The 19,799-nt window shown below is 46.1% G+C and carries 18 protein-coding genes; 10 read left to right on the forward strand and 8 right to left on the reverse strand.

Features of this window, described 5'->3' with window-relative positions:
- Positions 1 to 35 precede the first annotated feature (35 nt).
- The 5 genes from IC229_RS30040 (at position 36) to IC229_RS30060 (ending at position 4,846) form a co-directional block, all read left to right on the forward strand.
- Positions 36 to 1,559: a S8 family serine peptidase gene (locus IC229_RS30040; RefSeq protein WP_190891857.1), complete on the forward strand. Its 1,524-nt coding sequence runs from the start codon at positions 36 to 38 to the stop codon at positions 1,557 to 1,559.
- A 96-nt stretch (positions 1,560 to 1,655) separates the two neighbouring features.
- Positions 1,656 to 2,450, forward strand: coding sequence for a hypothetical protein (locus IC229_RS30045; protein WP_190891858.1), 795 nt, complete (start codon positions 1,656 to 1,658; stop codon positions 2,448 to 2,450).
- 34 nt (positions 2,451 to 2,484) lie between these two features.
- Complete coding sequence (locus IC229_RS30050) at positions 2,485 to 3,156, forward strand: response regulator transcription factor (RefSeq protein WP_190891860.1); 672 nt, start codon at positions 2,485 to 2,487, stop codon at positions 3,154 to 3,156.
- A complete protein-coding gene (locus IC229_RS30055; protein WP_190891862.1) occupies positions 3,153 to 4,478 on the forward strand; it encodes a sensor histidine kinase in 1,326 nt (441 codons plus the stop codon). The genes IC229_RS30050 and IC229_RS30055 overlap by 4 nt, the downstream gene beginning before the upstream one ends.
- Positions 4,475 to 4,846, forward strand: a complete 372-nt coding sequence (locus IC229_RS30060) for a DMT family protein (protein ID WP_190891863.1) — start codon at positions 4,475 to 4,477, stop codon at positions 4,844 to 4,846. Before IC229_RS30055 ends, IC229_RS30060 begins: the two co-directional genes overlap by 4 nt.
- Positions 4,847 to 4,935: 89 nt before the next feature.
- On the opposite strand, the gene rfaD is transcribed toward IC229_RS30060, so the two are convergent.
- Entirely contained in the window at positions 4,936 to 5,901 is a 966-nt protein-coding gene (gene rfaD, locus IC229_RS30065; RefSeq protein WP_190891864.1) for an ADP-glyceromanno-heptose 6-epimerase, read from the reverse strand.
- A gap of 267 nt (positions 5,902 to 6,168) precedes the next feature.
- Between rfaD and IC229_RS30070 the strand changes: the two genes are divergently transcribed.
- Both IC229_RS30070 and lpxB read left to right on the forward strand, forming a co-directional pair.
- Positions 6,169 to 6,585, forward strand: coding sequence for a 6-pyruvoyl trahydropterin synthase family protein (locus IC229_RS30070; protein WP_190891865.1), 417 nt, complete (start codon positions 6,169 to 6,171; stop codon positions 6,583 to 6,585).
- 75 nt (positions 6,586 to 6,660) lie between these two features.
- Complete coding sequence (gene lpxB, locus IC229_RS30075) at positions 6,661 to 7,773, forward strand: lipid-A-disaccharide synthase (RefSeq protein ID WP_190891866.1); 1,113 nt, start codon at positions 6,661 to 6,663, stop codon at positions 7,771 to 7,773.
- Between the two features lie 39 nt (positions 7,774 to 7,812).
- Here lpxB and IC229_RS30080 read toward each other — a convergent pair whose 3' ends face one another.
- The 7 genes from IC229_RS30080 to IC229_RS30110 form a co-directional block, all read right to left on the reverse strand.
- A complete protein-coding gene (locus tag IC229_RS30080; RefSeq protein ID WP_190891867.1) occupies positions 7,813 to 8,949 on the reverse strand; it encodes an energy transducer TonB family protein in 1,137 nt (378 codons plus the stop codon).
- Between the two features lie 214 nt (positions 8,950 to 9,163).
- On the reverse strand, positions 9,164 to 9,724 hold the full coding sequence (locus IC229_RS30085; RefSeq protein WP_190891868.1) for a hypothetical protein: 561 nt from the start codon (positions 9,722 to 9,724) through the stop codon (positions 9,164 to 9,166).
- 562 nt (positions 9,725 to 10,286) lie between these two features.
- Complete coding sequence (locus tag IC229_RS30090; protein WP_190891869.1) at positions 10,287 to 10,700, reverse strand: hypothetical protein; 414 nt, start codon at positions 10,698 to 10,700, stop codon at positions 10,287 to 10,289.
- A 148-nt stretch (positions 10,701 to 10,848) separates the two neighbouring features.
- Complete coding sequence (locus IC229_RS30095; RefSeq protein WP_190891871.1) at positions 10,849 to 11,919, reverse strand: branched-chain amino acid aminotransferase; 1,071 nt, start codon at positions 11,917 to 11,919, stop codon at positions 10,849 to 10,851.
- A 137-nt stretch (positions 11,920 to 12,056) separates the two neighbouring features.
- Positions 12,057 to 12,623, reverse strand: coding sequence for a cob(I)yrinic acid a,c-diamide adenosyltransferase (locus IC229_RS30100; RefSeq protein WP_190891872.1), 567 nt, complete (start codon positions 12,621 to 12,623; stop codon positions 12,057 to 12,059).
- Positions 12,624 to 12,841: 218 nt separating this feature from the next.
- Positions 12,842 to 15,502 carry an ABC transporter permease gene (locus IC229_RS30105; protein WP_223834277.1) on the reverse strand — a complete coding sequence of 887 codons (2,661 nt, stop codon included), beginning with the start codon at positions 15,500 to 15,502 and terminating at the stop codon, positions 12,842 to 12,844.
- Entirely contained in the window at positions 15,499 to 15,834 is a 336-nt protein-coding gene (locus IC229_RS30110; protein ID WP_190891874.1) for a PadR family transcriptional regulator, read from the reverse strand. Before IC229_RS30110 ends, IC229_RS30105 begins: the two co-directional genes overlap by 4 nt.
- A 389-nt stretch (positions 15,835 to 16,223) precedes the next feature.
- Between IC229_RS30110 and IC229_RS30115 the strand changes: the two genes are divergently transcribed.
- The 3 genes from IC229_RS30115 (at position 16,224) to tyrS (ending at position 19,348) form a co-directional block, all read left to right on the forward strand.
- Complete coding sequence (locus IC229_RS30115; protein WP_190891876.1) at positions 16,224 to 16,733, forward strand: hypothetical protein; 510 nt, start codon at positions 16,224 to 16,226, stop codon at positions 16,731 to 16,733.
- Positions 16,726 to 17,991 (forward strand): S-adenosylmethionine:tRNA ribosyltransferase-isomerase, encoded by a 1,266-nt coding sequence (locus tag IC229_RS30120; RefSeq protein WP_190891882.1) that lies wholly within the window; start codon positions 16,726 to 16,728, stop codon positions 17,989 to 17,991. The genes IC229_RS30115 and IC229_RS30120 overlap by 8 nt, the downstream gene beginning before the upstream one ends.
- A gap of 70 nt (positions 17,992 to 18,061) precedes the next feature.
- Positions 18,062 to 19,348: a tyrosine--tRNA ligase gene (gene tyrS / locus IC229_RS30125; protein WP_190891884.1), complete on the forward strand. Its 1,287-nt coding sequence runs from the start codon at positions 18,062 to 18,064 to the stop codon at positions 19,346 to 19,348.
- Positions 19,349 to 19,799: the final 451 nt, after the last annotated feature.

Genomic DNA, 19,799 nt, shown 5'->3' on the forward strand with positions numbered 1-19,799 from the left:
TTTACTCCAACAGTCTTTGTCTACCTAAACTAACTATGACGCTTCGCTTAACGACCCTGCTTTGGCTGGTTGCCCTTTCGGTACAGGCACAAACGAAATACTGGATTCTTCTTAAGGATAAAGATGCTACGTCGGTTCCGGCTCTGTCGCAGCAAACCTTACAGCAACGACAGCTTCAGAATCTTTCGGTTGATGAGACGGATAAACCGGTTTCGGGGGCGTATCTGCGTCAGTTAAAACAAATTGGTATTCAGACAGTTTGCCACTCGCGGTGGCTCAACGCGGTTTCGGCGCGTCTGAGTAATGAACAGTATGCCTACGTTCGTTCGCTGCCGTTTGTGCAGGAAGTTCGGGCCATCGACCCAGCCATTGTCATTACGTCGATTGATTTACCCGTTAAACCACAAATGGCGCCTGTGATGACACAAATTCAGGCTCCTGATTTTGCGCAGGCGGGCCTGACAGGTCGATTTGTGAACGTTGGAGTTATTGATGCCGGTTTTTTCGGCGCCGATTCGGCTAATGCGCTCAAACATGTTTTTGCGCGACAGGGCGTGAAACAGGTGCGCGATTATGTCAACGTAAAGAAAACAAACAATAACCTGTTTCGCACACTCGAAACCAATTCCGACTTCCACGGTACCGAAGTTTTTGCAGCTATAGCTGGTAGTGATCCTACCGAAAATATTCAATTCGGCTTGGCTACCGATGCTACGTTCTATCTGGCACGTACCGATCAGGGAAATCGCGAATACCGGGGGGAAGAAGACAATTGGGTGGCGGCAATGGAATGGATGGACAGTCTGGGCGTTCGGTTGATCAATACGTCGCTGGGATACGCTAAAGGCATGAGCAATCCGAAGGAAAATTACGAACCCGGACAAATGGATGGGCATACCAGCCTGATTAGCCGGGCCGCTCAAATTGCTGCGGATAAAAAAGGAATATTGATTGTGGTATCGGCTGGCAACGAGGGTGAAGATCGTTCCTGGCGTATCATCAGTACCCCCGCCGATGCACAAGGCGTACTGGCCATCGGTGCGACCAACGCCCGGCTTTGGAACCGCATCGGATACAGCAGTATCGGCCCCGAAAATCTGCCTTACCTGAAACCGAACGTATCGTGTTTTTCGCTGTATGGTACGTCGCTGTCGGCGCCAGTAATTACGGGTTTTGCTGCCTGTATCATGCAGGCCAATCCAAAATTGACCAACAAGGAGGTTATCGACATCATTGAGAAGTCGTCGCATCTTTATCCCTATGGCAATAACTACGTTGGATACGGCGTGCCGCAGGCATCGCGGGCATTGGCGTTATTACGTAATCAACCGCTGACTGCTACGTCCCGAACGGTGAAAGCTTCTGGAAAAACGTTCGCGCTGATGTTAGAGACGAAAGAACCAGTGGTGTCGGTCTTTCATAAAAAAGATGCCACGCACGTATTGAATCAGGAAGCGGCCAAAGTTAGTGACGGAAAAGTGACGCTACGTCGTTCGTCGGATGAAAAACAAACGACAGTTGACTTAAAAAAAGAGGTAATTGAGGTGATTTGGGAATAAGGAACGAGATGAAGAAAAATTAATTTTCGTTTCAGATCGAGCTTATATGGTCGTATTAGTTTTGCTTCCGTAATCAACAGTAAACAACAATTGACTATGGAAACCAACGCAAAATTAATCACCCTTGCCAGCCTTATTGCTACGTTAACGGCCCCATTGGTTCATGCCCAGGATCAGGCTCCCACAAGCCAGCCAGCACCTCCGGTTGCTCTGAATTCACCGGATAGAGCCCAACCTCCTATGGGTCCGGGTAGACGACATGGTGGAGATCGTCGGCCTGGTGGGGCAGATCGACTTCCAGGGCTGCGTGGAATGCACTCACGGGGGCTCACTTCACTGACGACGGTTTCGGGAACGGTTGGACAATGGGTTGGCAATGATGACGCTATTCTTAATGGATTCACCCTCAATTCCGGCTCTGCTACGACGACCGTAAAATTCCCAACCCATTTGGGAGAAGAAGTGCAAAAGGCGGTTAAAACCGGAGGTTCTGTTAGTGTTTCAGGGTATACCGAAACATCACCGAGAGGAGAGACTTTCTTCCTAATGAACAGTCTGAATGCGGGTAAAACAACAGTTACCAATACGCCCCCTGCTGCCCCAATTACACAGCCTGAAACGCCAGCACTGACGACGATCAGCGGAAGAATCGCGGACTATCGACTTGATAAGGAAGGGCGCGCCAATGGCCTGATTCTGGACGATAAAACGATTGTGAACATCCCGTCCCACGTGGCGTATCAACTCACAAATCTGGCTCAGAAAGGTAGTACGATTACGGTACAGGGCTATCCAAGAACGGTACGTAATGGACAAGTACAGTTGGAAAAACGTAATATTATGCGTGCTTCCGTGCTGACAATCAACGGACAACAATATCTGGTTCGCTAAAAACTCAATTCAGATCCTCTCCTGATTTCGCCTTATGAAAATTTTGGTGATTGAAGACGAACGCAAGCTGGCTCGATTCATCAAACAGGGACTTGAGCAACATGGCCACGTCGCCGACCTGACCCATTCCGGTACCGACGGAATCGATCTGCTTGCGGGAGGGCTTTATGATCTGGTATTGCTCGATCTGATGCTGCCCGGCCAAACGGGTTTCGACGTATTACAGAACATCAGAACGTTTGGAATGACGGTTCCGGTGATGATTTTATCAGCACTAAGCGATCCTGAAAAAGTGATACAGGGACTGGATTTGGGCGCTGTCGATTACCTCAGAAAGCCGTTCGATTTTGGCGAGTTGCTGGCCCGTATCCGGGTGCTGCAACGACGTACCACAACGGGCGACAACGTAGTGCTACGTGTTGCCGATCTGGAAATGAGGCTGGTATCGCATCGAGTGATTAAATCGAACGTAGCACTTGAGTTAACGAACCGTGAATTTGCGCTTTTGGAATTATTGATGCGCCGGGCAGGGCATTTGGTAACGAAGAACGAAATTGCGGAGAAAGTCTGGTCGGCCGATTACGACATGGGAAGTAATGTCATTGAGGTGCACATATACCAGCTTCGTAAAAAACTCGACGCCATTGGTACTACCGGATTGGTCGAAACGGTTATCGGTCGGGGGTATCGGATGAACACACCATGAAATTACGCAGTCGGATCGTACTGGCTACAACCCTTGTTTTCGCCACTATAAGTTTACTGGCGGGCTGGTTAATGCTCATTCGGGCCGAAACAAGTTTACAGACAGCCTTCGATCGGGCTGCACAAACGCGGGCCGACTGGCTATTGTCGCTCGTCAGCGTAGACCCCGTAGTTTTGCCGGTTCCGGCGGCTAATGAGCAAATGCTCGTTCACTATATGGCGTATGGGCAGACCCGCGAACTGTTTCGAAGTCCAGAATACCCTAACGATGAACGTAGCACTCCGTTTGCCGAAACATATCGGATCGTAACAAGCCGAAGCAATCCTGAGTCGGTTCCTGCCAGTGAAATCATGCTGAAGCTGGGTGTGGAAGATACTAGCCTTCAACAGGATATCAGGCAAATACGCTGGACATTTGGATTAGGCTGGCTGGCAAGTTTATTGCTGGCTTTTGGCGTTGGATACGTAGTGGCCGGATGGTTGCTACGTCCAATTCAACGTATTGCTAATCAAGCGAACACGATCAACGATGCGCTCTCAATCGACCTGATAAAGTTGCCTGATAGTCGTGACGAATTGTTTCAATTGACTGATACGTTGAATCAGATGCTACGTCGGATTCGGGAAAACGCTGAACAGCAACGAAATTTCTTTGGCGCAGCAGCCCACGAACTCCGAACTCCACTGGCCGTCATGAAAACGGGGTTGGAAGTAACGATTACAGGTGAATATAATCCAGAACAGGTCGATTTTTTTTTAAAGGGGCAATTGGATGAAGTAAGTCGCCTATCACGGTTACTCGACGAATTTCTAACGCTTAGCCGTCCTGATTTTAACGAACAGCAACTTAATTATCAGGAAGTTAATCTGATGGAATTGGTTGATAAATCCATAGGACAATTATCGTCCTTAACTAGTGAATATGGTGTAGGTGTTGGTATTTGGTTCGGTAATACAGAAGATAAAACCATTGTGACCGATGCCATAAAACTGGAGCATATCGTGCTAAACCTGATCGAAAACGCCATTAAATACGCAATCGAAAAAAGTAATATACAAATTCACGTAACGTGTGATTCGGTCTGGACGGTGCGAATACAGAATCAAACCGTGCGTGAGAGCGGTCCCACCGTTGATCTCACGCAGCCGTATTTTCAAGCCGATCCGCTAAAAGAAGGACACGGATTAGGCCTCTGGATCAGCGCGCGATTAACCCGACTGCTCGAAGGAAATTTAGCATTAGATTGGCAGAACTTTACATTCACCAGTACGTTACATTTACCGCTGTTACCCGTCAATCAACATTTAACCAGTAAAAAATGAAAGGAGTTTATTGCATTCTGTTGCTCACGTTATCGAATATCTTTATGACCCTGGCTTGGTACGGCCATCTTCAGTTGAAACAGTATCCGATGCTGGCTAAATTATCCCTGTTCGGCGTCATAATACTCAGTTGGGGCCTGGCTTTTTTTGAATACATTTTTCAGGTCCCGGCCAATCGATTCGGCTCTGCAGAAACTGGCGGGCCTTTTTCGCTTTTTGAGCTAAAAACGATTCAGGAAGTCGTTTCGCTAATTGTTTTTACGTTAATCACTGTCTTTATTTTCAAAACGGATAAGCTGGCCTGGAACCACGTAGTAGGATTTGTTTTCCTTGTAGTTGCCGTATTCTTTATTTTTAAGAAATGGTAAATTTTTAAACCGCAGAGAGTGCTAAGGTTTCGTAATGGGAACTCCGCGGTTCTTTGCGAAACTTTTGCGCTCTCTGCGGTTAAAGAATCCTACAGATACTTTCCTTTGCTCAGGTAATTCGTTACGTAGTCTGCAATACCTTCTTCTAACGTGCAGAAAGGCCGATCGTAGCCGATAGAACGTAGTTTGGCCATGTTGGCCTGCGTGAAGTACTGGTATTTGTCGCGAATATCGGCGGGAGTATCGATGAATTCGATTTGAGGATCAAGATCCAGTCCGTGAAACGTATTGGTTGCCAGATCGAGGAAAGTACGGGCTTTGCCGCTGCCCAGATTATAAATACCGGAGTTTCGCCGGTGATGCATCAGAAACGAACAAACTTCGATTACATCTTTCACATAAACAAAATCACGCATTTGTGCGCCGTCGGCAAAGTCGGGATTATGCGACCGGAACAACTTCATATTGCCCGACTTCTTAATCTGATTGTAAGCGTGAAAAATTACCGACGCCATACGCCCCTTGTGGTATTCGTTAGGGCCATATACATTAAAAAACTTCAGTCCTGCCCAGAAGAAAGGCTTACGATCCTGTTGCATCGCCCAGATGTCGAATTCGTTCTTTGAGTCACCGTAGGGATTCAGCGGTTTCAGTTGCGGAATGAGGGCTTCATTGTCGTCGTACCCTAACTCGCCCAGACCATACGTAGCAGCTGAGGAAGCATACACGAGCGGAATCTGATACTCGATGCAGCGGTTCCAGATCTGTTTAGAGTATTCGACGTTCAGATGCTCAAAAATCTGCCGGTCAAATTCAGTGGTATCGGTGCGGGCTCCGATGTGAAAGATAAATTCTACTTCCTGATAATTCTGGTCGAGCCAGTAAAAAAAGTCTTCTCTGTCAACGCGCTCCTGAATACGTTTACCGGCCAGATTGGCTTCTTTTTCAGGATATGAAAAGTCATCAACGGCAATGATGAAATTGAAATTTTCCTGATTTAGCTTATTGATTAAACAACTTCCAATAAAACCGGCAGCTCCCGTAACGATGATCATAAAGTACTGGTCGTAAACGTGTTCTAAGTGGTAATTAGCGTAGTGTCAGGTCGGATGAAGTAAAATTGGCTGTAAAGATACGCCTTTTATCGGGTAGTAATGAATAGCGGATTTAGTGAATAATTTGTATTATTCTAATATAGTAGATTAGCGCTTTCTAATCTTCTCTAGTTTTAGAAGTTGTTTTATCCCGCGATAAGTGTTCGTACCTTTGTGGTTTATTTGTCAAACGGCGTTTCTGGCAACCGCCCCATCTAAACCAGAAAAATGGTCTATATCAACAGAATTGAGCACTTTAATGCGGCTCACAGGCTTTATAATCCAGCCTGGTCGGAAGAACGTAACAAAGAGGTTTTTGGTCCCTGCGCCAACGTCAATTGGCACGGGCATAATTTTGAATTGATTGTAACCGTCAAAGGTGAGCCCGACCCGGATACGGGTTTCGTGATCGATTTGAAAGTATTGGGCGATATCATCAAGCGAGAGGTTATCGAAAAAGTCGACCATAAAAATCTGAATATTGACGTCGACTTTATGCAGGGCAAAATGGCGAGCTGCGAAATCTTTATCATGCAGATCTGGAAGATTCTCGAACGGGCTTTAGAACCCGTTACCGATGCTCACCTTCATCAGCTCCGGCTCTACGAAACCCCGAAAAACTTTGTCGATTATTATGGAGAATAGTATCTGGATGTATGATATATGATGTAAGATGTATTCAAGAAACTGGCTTCATACATCCTATATCATACTTCATACATGACGTATTATCTCATTGCCGGTGAACGCTCTGGTGACCTTCACGGGGCTAATCTGATCCGGGCCATACAGCAACATGATTCAGTCGCTACGTTTCGGGCGTATGGTGGTGAACAGATGGAAGCCGCTGGTGCTACGTTGGTCAGGCATTACCGGGAGATGGCGTTCATGGGGTTTCTGGAAGTCGTAAAAAATCTGGGAACAATACGTCGGATTCTTCGCGAATGTCAGGCCGATTTGCTTGCTCACCGTTCCGACGTATTGATTTTGATTGATTACGCAGGTTTTAATCTGCGGATGGCTCGTTTTGCCAAAAAACACGGCATTCGGGTGTTTTACTACATTTCGCCGAAAGTCTGGGCCTGGAATCAGCGTCGGGCGTTACGTATCAAAGCCAACGTTGATAAACTGTTTACGATTCTTCCCTTCGAAACCGAATTTTTTGCCCGCTACGATTATAAAGTCGAGTACGTTGGTAATCCGTTGCTCGATGCGCTGGCCGATTTTCAACCTGATACTACGTTCGCCAAAAAACTGGAGCTAGATAATCGTCCGGTTATTGCGCTGCTGCCGGGTAGCCGAAAGCAGGAAATAACGGCCATCTTGCCCACCATGCTGGACGTAACACGTCAATTTGCGGATTATCAATTTGTATTGGGTACGGTCAGCAATTTGCCTACTACGTTGTACGATAGCCTGTTAATTGATTATCCTAACGTAAAGCTCGCTCAGGATGCCGCTTACGACGTATTGACTATTGCCACAGCTGCCCTCGTTACGTCGGGTACAGCTACGCTCGAAACCGCCTTGCTGAACGTACCGCAAGTGGTCTGTTATAAAACAACGGCCATTTCATACGTGATTGCCAAACGACTGATCGCCGTTCCATTTATTTCATTGGTGAACCTGATTGCCGGGCGCGAAGTGGTCAAAGAATTAATTCAAAATGACCTCACTCCTGATAACGCTGCCCGCGAATTACAGGCTATTTTGCCAGATTCATTAGGGCGAGTGAATATGCTGGCTGGCTACGCCGAGGTGCAGGAAAAAATGGGCGAGCCCGGCGCTTCGGAACGGGCCGGTAAAAAAATGGTTGAAGCGTTAAGGAAATGACAGACGGCAACGTAGTATCAGTATCAACAGTACTACGTGTCATTTATAATAACCCCAGACTTCCCGACTCGTAATAACCGGCTTGTTCACAGTTGAAGGCACTATAAATTCCTCTAGAAGCGTACGGTCGCCTAGTCGCTCAGTCGGCAACTGATTTACAGGGACGTGCGGATCTGCTTTCTCTTTTACATTGGTATACGTGAACGTAACAGGCAGGGCGTATTGTCCGCGGAGGGAAGGATTGAGGTCTGGTACGTAGTTAAACGCGTTTCGAACCATGTCCGTAAAACCAATGCCATCGTTTCCAGGACTAAGAATCTGGACGTTTTTTACGCTGCCCTGTTCCGTAACTTCAAATCCAATATAAACGCGCCCGTAAATTCCCTGATTCCAGGCCCGATTCGGATATGTGATTTTGTCCCGGAGCAACTGGGCAAAAATAGGTTCGTAGCGCAAAGGCGACTTGTTGGCCCTTGTAGTAGCCATGAGCGTGTCGTAGTAAAGTAAGGTTTTAGCTACGATATCCGGAGTCAATTCTTTGTTAGAAATTTTAGCTGCGATCTGTTCCGACTGCTCGTATAATACAGAAACCAGCGAATTTTTCGAAAGTGAAATGAACTCAGGGCTTGCGTCGCCCTTCTGGATGTAGTATTTCGTATAATCCTGATAATAACCCTTAACTGCCAGATCTTTGTCGTAGCCAGTATTATTACCGTACGCAGGTTTTGCTTGTTTACTGTAACTGGCTAACAGTTTAGTTGGGCCCTGATGAAGGATAGTCAAATACAAGCGTTGTTTTACGGCAATCGATTTATTTGGCTGTCGGATAAATTCAATATCGTTGATAGTAAATGCACTCGGTGTCACAATCTTAACGGCCAGATCGTCGGGAAACCGGCACAACACTTCGTTCGTAACTAAATTATAAGCCAGTTCACACACAAGCACCTGCCCACTTTCATCTAAGCGAACTTTGCCAGCCTGCCACACCGGATACGTCAGAAATGGGCTTCCCTGGTAAAGTACTTCATTATGTCTGGGTCCATCAGTCTGTGACGCATATTGATCAAACCGGGTTAAAACGTGCCCTTTTGTATCTTGATATACCGTATACTGTCCGAAGGTTTTAGCAAAGGCAATGCTCAAAATACAGGTGATCAGGATAAGTCGATTCATAAACAGTGTAGCTGTTGCAAAAGTCGGTATTATTCTGAATTATCCGATTGAGCCCACAAATTTCAGTCTCATTTCGCCCTATAAGCAGCTCTTAATTTAGACCTCTTTAACTTGGTCCAGACTTTTGCAACAGCCACTATGAATATGTTAGGGGAATTAACCAATAGATGGGACAAATTATATCCATTTCCAATCTAGGAAATAGTCAAAATCTTTATTCAAATCTACCCTTATCATTAACAGGTGCTGAGAATTTTCCACCTGTAAAACTGACAGTTGCAGGGTCGTTATTTGTATAGGCGGCTTGCTTGTTGAAAGTGACTCGAAATGTGCCCTCAATACGGTGAGTGGTCGAATCGTAGGCAGTAATTTCTAAGTGATTGGGTTGGCTTTGGTCAAATGAGTAGACCGAAATTCGCACATCATCGTCATTGGTTTGATAGCCCGCTAGAGCCGATCCACTGCCACAGGCCGAAGTAGCTTCATCAACCAATCCATAGCGTCCTGGCGATTGGGGAGATATCCCGCTTATGTGTAGACTTTCACGAATGTCTCCACTATCGCTAAACTTATAAAACTGTAGATCAATATAGCCGTTGCACTTACCATTCAGTTGTGTTTTGACGAATAGAGCTGCTACAGCCGTATTAGTCCACTTACTGCCATTGCGAGTTGCATTGACATCTCCCCAGCCTGTCCATTCCGGTTTAATAGGTGCTTTATCACATCCTAATAAGGCCATTAAAAGCAACATAGAAGGGCCTATTTTCTTCATGACGATGAGTTTGAGGATACCGTATTTAGACTCCTATTGATCTAAATAGGTTGGAATAAAGCTGTTCTATAAGTGTCGTGGCTGTTGCAAAAGTCGCAAGTGCCTTCAATGTTATTGACCCCCCTCATAAAAGTATGGATTCAAAATGTGTTTGTGCATCTTCAGAAGTATAAAACAACTCATCTGGGGTGGTATCGAATCCGGGATTAGCCTCTGTAACCTCCGAAAATCCTATTGATTCAGAGTCAATTTGAATAACATAGAAATGGCCTTTGTATCAAATATTAATCATTCTCGCACCAGAGTCAAAGTTGTGAACATTATGCCTGATTGACCTTTTATTTAGTTCATCAATGATATATTGATAAGCAACTTCAGTAACAATGCTCATTTGTAATAGGTAGTCCTTATAAAATTCACAAGTTAGTGGGTTGTAAGAATAGCCAACTAGTTTTGCAATAGCCACCAGTATTATGTTAAAAATACGTATTAATTAACAGGAAAAGATAATAAAATCATAGAATATGGCTAGAATAACGTAGCGTTTGCTGATTTTGTTTACTCAGGATTTTGGCTCCAGGCGAACAAGAATATGCATTATAACGCTTGCTACAATGAGGTAAGCTGCTTTGTGCAGAATGGGTGTTTGAGGAACATAAATCGGGTCGACTTCGTAGAAAAAAGCATAGACAAATAATCCATGAGCAGCCAGTAACGTAGTAGTTGCTACCCATTGCAGAAAAATCGCAATTGGTTTTTTTGCCTGCTCGATGTAGAGTCCAATTCCCACTTCCATCAAACTGACCAATAGAATAAAGATGTGCCGACTACGTAGCATTATGCGTAGCCCCATATCCATCGCCTGTTTGTCGGGATATGTAGTTCTCAAATAACGCCCGGTCCAGGCAAAGAATAGGAGGGAGGCTATACCAATGCCCAGGTATAAAATCTGTAAATAATTTCGGTTCGTTCGCACGGAAACGTCAGTTGATCAATCCAATTTTGTCATACCTCAACACGGCAAAGAAGGCTCATTTTTATCTGAAACCATATCAAATTCGCTCTCCAATAAAAACGCCCCAACCAAGCGGCTGGGGCGTTTGAATGATTGCTATTAATCAATCTTATACGGTTTGTATCCAGCCGAATTCATCGGCTATTTTACCCGTACGTAGGTCGGTCAGGTAATTTTTGACGCGGACAGCAAACGAATCTTCTGGCGAAAATTCGGGTAGCATATAATCTTTACCGTTGTACCCAATGAGCGAATAGGGCGATACGACGACGGCAGTTCCAGCCCCAAACGCTTCAGTCAGGCGACCCGTTTCGATACCGTTGATAACCTCATCGATAGAGACGAGCCGTTCTTCAACCGGAATACCCCAGCTACGGGCAATCTGTATGATTGTATCACGAGTAACTCCTTTCAGAATCGAATCCGACGTAGCAGGTGTAATCAGTTTTCCGTCCATGAAAAACATGATGTTCATCGTGCCCGATTCTTCAATGTATTTATGCTCGCGAGCGTCGGTCCAGATAAGCTGGTCGTAGCCCTGTTGTTGCGCCATTAGCGTTGGGTACATGGAACCAGCGTAGTTGCCAGCACATTTCGCGTAACCAACCCCGCCCGGTGCCGAACGGATGTATTCCGTTTCCACTTTCAGTTTCGGCGGATTTGTGTAATACGCGCCAACGGGGCACGTAAAGATGCAGAATCGATACGTTTTCGAAGGTGCAACGCCCAGAAACGTATCCGTCCCGAACATATACGGTCGAATGTACAGCGAGCTATCAGGGGTATCGGGCACCCAATCGGCATCGACACGTAGCAGCGCTTCCAGTCCGCCGATGAACACCTCTTCGGGCAACGTAGCCATGCACATCCGACGAGCCGACTCATTCATCCGCTCAAAATTAGCGTGTGGACGGAACAGAAGCACTTCGCCAGCGTCATTTTTGAACGCTTTCATGCCCTCGAAAATCGACTGACCATAATGTAGTGACGACAGAGCAGGACTTAGCGTGAAGTTGTCGAATGGCACAATCATCTGATTTAGCCACTGACCGTCTACGAAATCGGCCACGAACATGTGGTCCGAGAAATGTTTTCCGAAAGGCAGATGATTAAAATCTACCTCCTGAAGGCGGGAGCGTTCCGCTTTCCGCAGTTCAATTTGCAATACGTCCGTCGTCATAACAGCTTGTGGTTAATGAGTTAGCCCCTGGTTGCGTAGGCTGTGGCAAAGCTAAAAAATAAGATCGAGCAAATTTAGTTGTCAAGACAACTTTTTTTTTACGGTCTTATTTTTACGCTGAAAACGTTCGAAAAATGCTACGTTCGCGGCTTCCAGACTACTTCTGCTACGTTCAAATCCTGTGCCATCAACCGCCCTAAAACAAATAGGTAATCCGATAAGCGATTGAGGTATTGCAGAATCTGTTCGTCAACGGGCGATGTTTGGCTGAGGGCCGTAACCAGCCGTTCGGTACGTCGGCAGACGGTACGTGCCAGATGACAATAAGAAACCGATTCGTGGCCACCGGGTAAAATAAAGGCGTGCAATGGAGCCAGCAGATTTTCCATCTCGTCGATTGCTTGTTCGAGTTGGGTAACATCTTCCGGTACAAGCACAGGTATGCTACGTCTGGAGCCGCCGGGCGTAATGGTTTTTTCGGGGTCGGTGGCTAATTCAGCTCCAATCGTAAAGAGCCGGTCCTGAATAGCCCCCAACAAGTCCTTCCGCGCTACGTTGATGGGTTGGTCACGTAGTAAACCAATCCACGCATTCAACTCATCTACCGTACCGTACGCATCGATACGTGCATCGGCTTTGCTAACCCGGCGTCCGCCGATAAGCGCTGTCTGTCCCTTATCGCCCGTTTTTGTGTAAATTTTCATTGAATCTTGAAGATTGAACTATTGAAACAACGAAAATGTCCAATGAGTGTTTTTGTCATGCTGAGGCATGAAGCATCTTAATGCATCCTTATTTGATGTATGATACGTTAAGATGCTTCGTGCTCCAGCATGACAAAACAGGCTTCTAAATAAAAAGTTAACCAGGTTCACTAAATAGACCGGGCTCACAACGGTTACGCTACGTAGCAATCTTCTTCCTATTCAGTTCGTAAAGTCTTTACCGGATTTGTCAGGGCGGCTTTTACGCTTCGGAAGCCAACAGTTAGTGAGGCAACCACAAACGTGACCAGAATCGCCAGGACGAAAATGCCAGCGCCAAGCTCAATCCGATATACAAAATTATTCAGCCACTCCTTCATGACCCACCACGCCAGCGGAGCCGCCAGTACAAATGCGATCAGCAGTAGACGAGAAAATTCTTTTCCAAACAGCCAAAGAATACTGGAAGTACTGGCTCCCAATACTTTACGTACGCCAATTTCTTTTCTTTTCTGTGCTGCCATGAACGATACCAGCCCGTATAAACCCAGGCAACCTACAAAAATCGCAATGCCGGCAAACGCCTGAATGAGTCGTAGGAGCATGCTGTCTAGCTTATAAAGTCGGTCAATTTCCTCATCCAGAAAGCGATACGTGTAAATAGACGACGGGTACAGCGCTGTCCAGGCTTTTTCAAAACCCGCCAGGGTTGGCTCTAGATTCGCCATATTCACTTTTACCGCGCAATGGTTGTAGACTTCGCCCCAGGTTGTCAGGCACAAGGGCTCAATTGCGACACGAAATGACTTAAAATGAAAGTCTTTCATAACGCCGACGATGGTTCCCGGTCGGCCATTGATTGTTGCCGTTTTGCCAATTACGGCCTTTAATGAGGCTAGTCCAAGGGCTTTCACAGTTGCTTCGTTAACCAGATATTCCCGAACTGTATCGGATGGATACAGATTGCGGCCGGCCAGAATGGGTATTTTGAACGTAGGAACGTACTGGTAATCGGCAGACTTAATCCCAATGGAAAAGTCTTCCTTTTTAGGACGCGAGTCAAAGCGAATACCCGTGCTCGCTAGAAATTCAGATGCGGGGGGAGTATCGAAAAATGTTACGTTTTCTACACCGGACATCTCAGATAATTGAGCAGCCAACGTATTGATTGTGGACTTTTTATTGTTGGGTATCGGTAGAATAACGGTCGCATCTTTTCGAAAACCCATATCCGTCTGTTGCGAATAACGTATCTGGTTGGTAACGATTAACGTACCGATAATAAGCAGTTGCGAGATAGCAAACTGCGTGACAACCAATCCTCTACGTAACGAAAAGCCGCCCACTGACCGCTGGGAGAGTTTTCCTTTCAGCGCCAGCACGGGCTGGAAACGGGCCAGAATCAGACCGGGATAAGCACCTGAACAGAAAACTACGATCACCAAAAGGCCAAGCAAAAAGGTAAGTAGATATGGGTCCGTAAATGGATTGATAGCCAGGTTTATATCAAACCATTGGTTGACAAATGGGATAGCCAGATAGGCTAATCCTAATGCAATAACGAGGGATAGTCCGGCGATGAGTGTCGTCTCGGTAATGAATTGCCAGAAAAGAGCACTTCGTTCGCTGCCTAATGCCTTCCGAACGCCAATTTCTCTGGAGCGACCAAGTGCCTGCGCGGTTGCCAGATTGATAAAATTCACACAGGCCGTAACGACCAGGAAAAAGCCAATCAGTACAAACGTCCAGAGATTCTTTTTCTCCGTATATCCCCGCAGTTTCGGATTAAAATGAACATCGGCGAGCGGCTGTAATCTGAATTGAAAATACTTCGCCATGTCCTTATCATAGTGTTTGTTGGAAATCGCCGGAAGAATATTCGCATCAACTGAAGCGGCTAATACGCCCGGTTTGAGTTGGATGAAACACTGCATTTCTTTATTGACACTGAACCACCAGTCTTTTTCGACCATCCAGGGACTATGATTCTGCAAATTGCCGAATGGAATATATATTTCTGACCGAAAATCGGTGTTGGGCGGAAGGTTCTGAAGAACTCCCTTAATGCTAACGACTAATGAATCATCGATACGTAGTAATCGGCCAATTGGGTCTTCTTCTCCAAAATATTTTTTAGCGATACGTTCCGTAATAAGGGCCGTATTACGTTCCCGCAAGGCAGATCGTGAGTTCCCTTGAATCAGTGGGAAATTGAAGATGCTCATAAAATCGGCATCGGCAAACGCAATGTCTTCTTCAAACTTTTTCTGGGGCGATATAGTCACCACCCGTTTTGGTAAAAACGCGATACGTCCGATTTTTTGTGCTACGTTATAGTCATTTCGGAAAGCATCGCCCATCGGATTTGGAACGCCTGTACTATAAGTCAATTTTTCGCCATGAAACTCCGTATAAATTCGGTAGATCCGGTTTTGATTGGCATGGAACGTATCGAAACTCAGATGGTATCTGACCAACGTAAAAATCAAAATGACACAGGCAATGCCCAGGCTCAGGCTTACTACGTTGATTAAGGTATAGGACTTTTGCCGATTCAGTTTTCTGATACCGATTTTAACATAATTGCTTAGCATGTTCATTGGATTTGGTTGTGAGTAATCAGTCGGTTTGGGGTACTGGTGAGTCGATTTGGTTTGTTTACGCCAAAGCCGGGGATGCAACAAAAGCACGATTTCCAGCGCATAAACTAATTGGGCAGTGGTGTTACCGTATCGTTGAACCCGCTTTTGAAATAGCTCATACAAATCGCCTAAAACTTCGTCGCGAAGATGAGGAGCCGTAATTTGTGTCAGCAACCACTCAGCCCAGCGTGGCGGCTCCGGTTGACTTGGCTTATTCGTATTATTTTTCTGACTCATAACAGGTTGTCAAAAGCGGTTTTCGGAATACCTTCCCATAACTCGTTTCGGATACGTCGCGCTTCCCGTAAGGCTTGCTCACCTGCCATGGTTATCGTGAACAGGCGTTTGCTACGTCCTCCACGCTCGGCGATGGGTTCACTGAATCGGGAATGAACCAGCCCTTTTTCCTCTAATCGCTGCATAGTTCGGTGGACAAATCCCAGGCTTATGGGCCGCTCCAGCCGTTGACTTAGTTCTTCCACAACGGCAACACCGTAAGCATCATCGTAGAGTCGAGCAATCGTCAGCAGAACGATTTCTTCAAACTCACCTAGTTGAGTACCTTTCATAAATTGATGCTACGTTAATCCAGTAAAATTTATCTTTCCTCTTTGCATAGCAAATCCAAGACCAATACCTGCTGAGTGCGCTACGTCCCTCAAAAACGCCCATTTTAAAGTTCTTTTAGATGGGTGCCGTCCGAAAACGGACGTCGAATCGTCCAAATCTGGACGGACGTCGGCGATCATTTTGATCACTTTACTAAGTTGGTAAAGCCTGGCTGGAATGACGTAGTAAGTGATCTGAGAAATGCATCAGATATTCCAGGCGACTGCACTAACAGATTTTCCTGGTATCGCCGTACCTTTGCATCAAAATAAAGTCAATAGTCGCTGGTCGTTAGTTGAGTGTTACTGTAAAACTTCTGATGACTGACGACTATTGACTAATAACTATAATGAAAACAGGTACCTTTCTTGTCCGTGCGTGGCGTCTTCTGTCCATTCTCGGTTTGCTGATAGCCTTATTCTCCAGTTATATTTCGTATCCTGATGAAGTTGCTGTTCGTTTCGATGCCCTCAAGCAACCCATTCAGACGATTGGCCGCGAGGTGATTTTTTACATTGCCATCGGTATTTTTCTGCTGAGTAATACGCTGATTAACGTAGTAGCCCGGCTTTTCCCGCGTGTTCCAACTCCTCAGATTCCGGTTCCGAATCAGTCTGTGTGGGCTAGTCATCGTTCGCAACTGAATGAAGTGTTTAAAAACTGGTTTCAGGCTCTGATGGCTGCTATCAATACGATACTGGCTATGGGATTGCTGGTTTTATCGCTGCTCAACCGCTCGGATCGAAGTATGCAATCTTACGATTATGCCTGGTTACTGCCATTGAGCACGGCCATTTTAGTCGCTGTTCTGCTATCACTGCCCGTTCAGTTGTACATGAAGCCTAGTACTGATGACTGATAGTGAGTTACTGCTGACCCAGTTTCAGTACGACCTTCCCGATGAACGTATTGCCCGGTTTCCACTGGCGCAGCGTGATACGTCGAAATTATTGGTTTACCGCAGCGGTCAGATTAGCCATCACCAGTTTACCGAACTTCCCGAACTACTTCCGTCGGATAGTTTTCTTGTATTTAATAATACGAAAGTTATTCCGGCGCGGTTGCACTTCACGAAACCCACTGGCGCCCACATCGAATTATTTTTGCTAAATCCATTTCCCAGCGATTTGCCGATCAGTCAGGCGATGGAAGCGACGGGCTCGGCAGTCTGGCAAGGGATGATTGGCAACCGTAAACGCTGGAAACGAGACGAGTCGCTGACTTTGCAGGGGGCAGAGGGCAGGGGGCATGGGAAACATAGCATCGCCTTGGGCGGGATAGAAATTACCGCGAGTTGGGAGGACTATGAGCAGTCGGTGGTACGTTTGAGTTGGGCTCCTACAGAGTTAACGTTCGCCCAGATTGTTCAATATGCTGGCGAAATTCCGTTACCGCCTTATCTGAAACGTAACGTTACCGACGCCGACCGTACTACGTATCAAACCATTTATTCGAAGGAAGAAGGAGCTGTGGCGGCACCTACGGCGGGCCTGCACTTTACACCAGCCGTCTTTGACGCGCTACGTTCCCAAGGCGTTACGTTCGATTATCTGACCCTTCACGTAGGGGCCGGTACGTTCCAGCCTATTAAAACCGATGATGTCCGGCAGCATTACATGCACTCCGAACAGGTCGTTTATACAAAAGAAAATATCCAGAATCTGCTCAGTCATCTCGATACGATTATTGCGGTGGGCACTACGTCGATGCGGGCGTTGGAAAGCTTGTACTGGATTGGCGTTCGATTACTACGTAGTGAATCAACTCCGTTTGTGTTAGATCAGCACTATGCGTATCAAATTCCGATAGAGCAGCAGCCAACAGCTGAAGAAGCTTTACAGGCCGTTCTTCACTACGTAGCATCGGCTGAACAGGGATCGGTTGTGGCACATACCGGCATTTACGTGACGCCCGGTTATTCCTTTAAACTTTGCAGAGGACTCGTCACGAACTTCCACCAACCAGGCTCTACGTTGATTTTGCTTATTGCTGCTTTAATAGGAAACGACTGGAAACGAGTTTATGAAGAAGCGCTACAAAACGATTATCGTTTCCTGAGTTACGGCGATTCGTCATTACTTTTGCCAAAACTAAAGAGCGAAAGTGTGAAAGAGTGAAAGAGCGAATACCATCTGGCACCATCGCTCTTCCACTCTTTCACACTTTCGTTCTTTGAAAATGCTCTTTATGAATTTCATTGAAGAACTCCGCTGGCGCGGTATGTTGAACGACATGACCCCCGGCACTGAAGAACAACTTCAGAAAGAAATGACGGCGGGCTATATCGGTTTCGACCCGACGGCTGCGTCGCTTCACATTGGTAATCTGGCAACCATTATGCTCCTGGTGCATTTGCAGCGGGCCGGCCATAAACCGTTTGCGTTGGTTGGTGGTGCAACAGGCATGATTGGTGATCCATCAGGGCGCTCTACCGAACGTGATTATTTATCTGAAGAAACACTACGTCGCAATCAGGAAGGAATTCGGTCGCAATTAACTCGGTTCCTCCATTTTGATTCAGGTGCGAATGCCGCCGAGATGGTCAATAATTACGACTGGTTTAAGGAAATGACATTCCTTGATTTTCTGCGCGAGGCTGGCCAGCATCTTACTGTTAATTATATGGTGGCGAAAGATTCGGTGAAGAAAAGGCTGGAAACGGGCTTGTCATTTATGGAATTTTCGTATCAGTTGCTTCAGGGCTACGATTTTTTCTGGCTCTATAAAAATAAAGGTGTCCGCTTACAAATGGGCGGTTCCGATCAGTGGGGAAATATTACGACAGGTACCGAATTGATTCGGCGAAAGGAAGGTCGTGAAGAATACCACGCTTACGCACTGACAACGCCATTGATTACAAAGGCTGACGGCACCAAATTTGGGAAATCGGCAGGTGGAAACGTTTGGCTTGATCCTGCCATGACATCACCCTATCAGTTTTACCAGTTTTGGCTAAATGCGGCTGATGAAGACTGTGGGCGGTTTATGCGTGTATTCACCTTACTAACCCGAGAAGAAATCGAAGAGCTGGAACGTCAGCACCAGGAAGCTCCTCATTTACGAATACTGCAAAAAGCGATTGCGAAGGACGTAACGATACGTGTCCATTCGCAGGCCGGATATGATTTGGCTGTAAAAGCATCGGACGTATTATTCGGGAAAGCAACCCTCGATACGTTACGTTCTATACAAATCGACGAGTTCGATACGATTTTTGATGGCGTACCACAAACGGAGATTTCAGCAGAGGAATTAGCCAATAGCAAAGACATTACTGATTTGTTATCGATAGCAAGTAGAGGGGAAGTGTATGCTTCGAAAGGAGAAGCACGTCGTGCAATTACTCAAAATGCGGTCAGTATTAACAAAACGAAGGTGGCTGATCCTGCTGCGCCTTTGTCGCTGGAATGGCTCCAGGATCGCTATATTTTGGTTTCAAAGGGGAAGAAGAACCACCTGCTAAAAAAAGTTTAAAATTTTTTCGGTTTGTAAGTAGTTGATAGCGGGAGTCTTACCAAATAATATTTGGCAGGGCTCCAACTATTTTCAAACCACCCCTTGACAAAGCTTTTTTATCCCCCTACCTTTGCAGTCCCAATTCACTAAAACAATTCACAGATAAGTACTAATAAGCTCATTGTGAAGAAGTTAACCAGCTGAAACGGGTAAGTGGATCAGAAAAATATTTTTCATTTTCACTTGACACGACGGAATAAAAGGTGTACCTTTGCATCCGCTTTGAGAAACACCCCAAGTTTCGGGCCTTTTTCTCACCTTGCTTGGGCCAACGGGCCGGGCAACTTGTTCTTTGACAAACGGGATATCACTGGAAAGCACACAACCGAGATTGAGTTCGCTCAACCGGTTAAAAACACCGTGTTTAATTTAGGTTAGACACACAATTATTTACGATGGAGAGTTTGAT

Source organism: Spirosoma profusum (assembly GCF_014699005.1).
GTDB lineage: Bacteria > Bacteroidota > Bacteroidia > Cytophagales > Spirosomataceae > Spirosoma > Spirosoma profusum.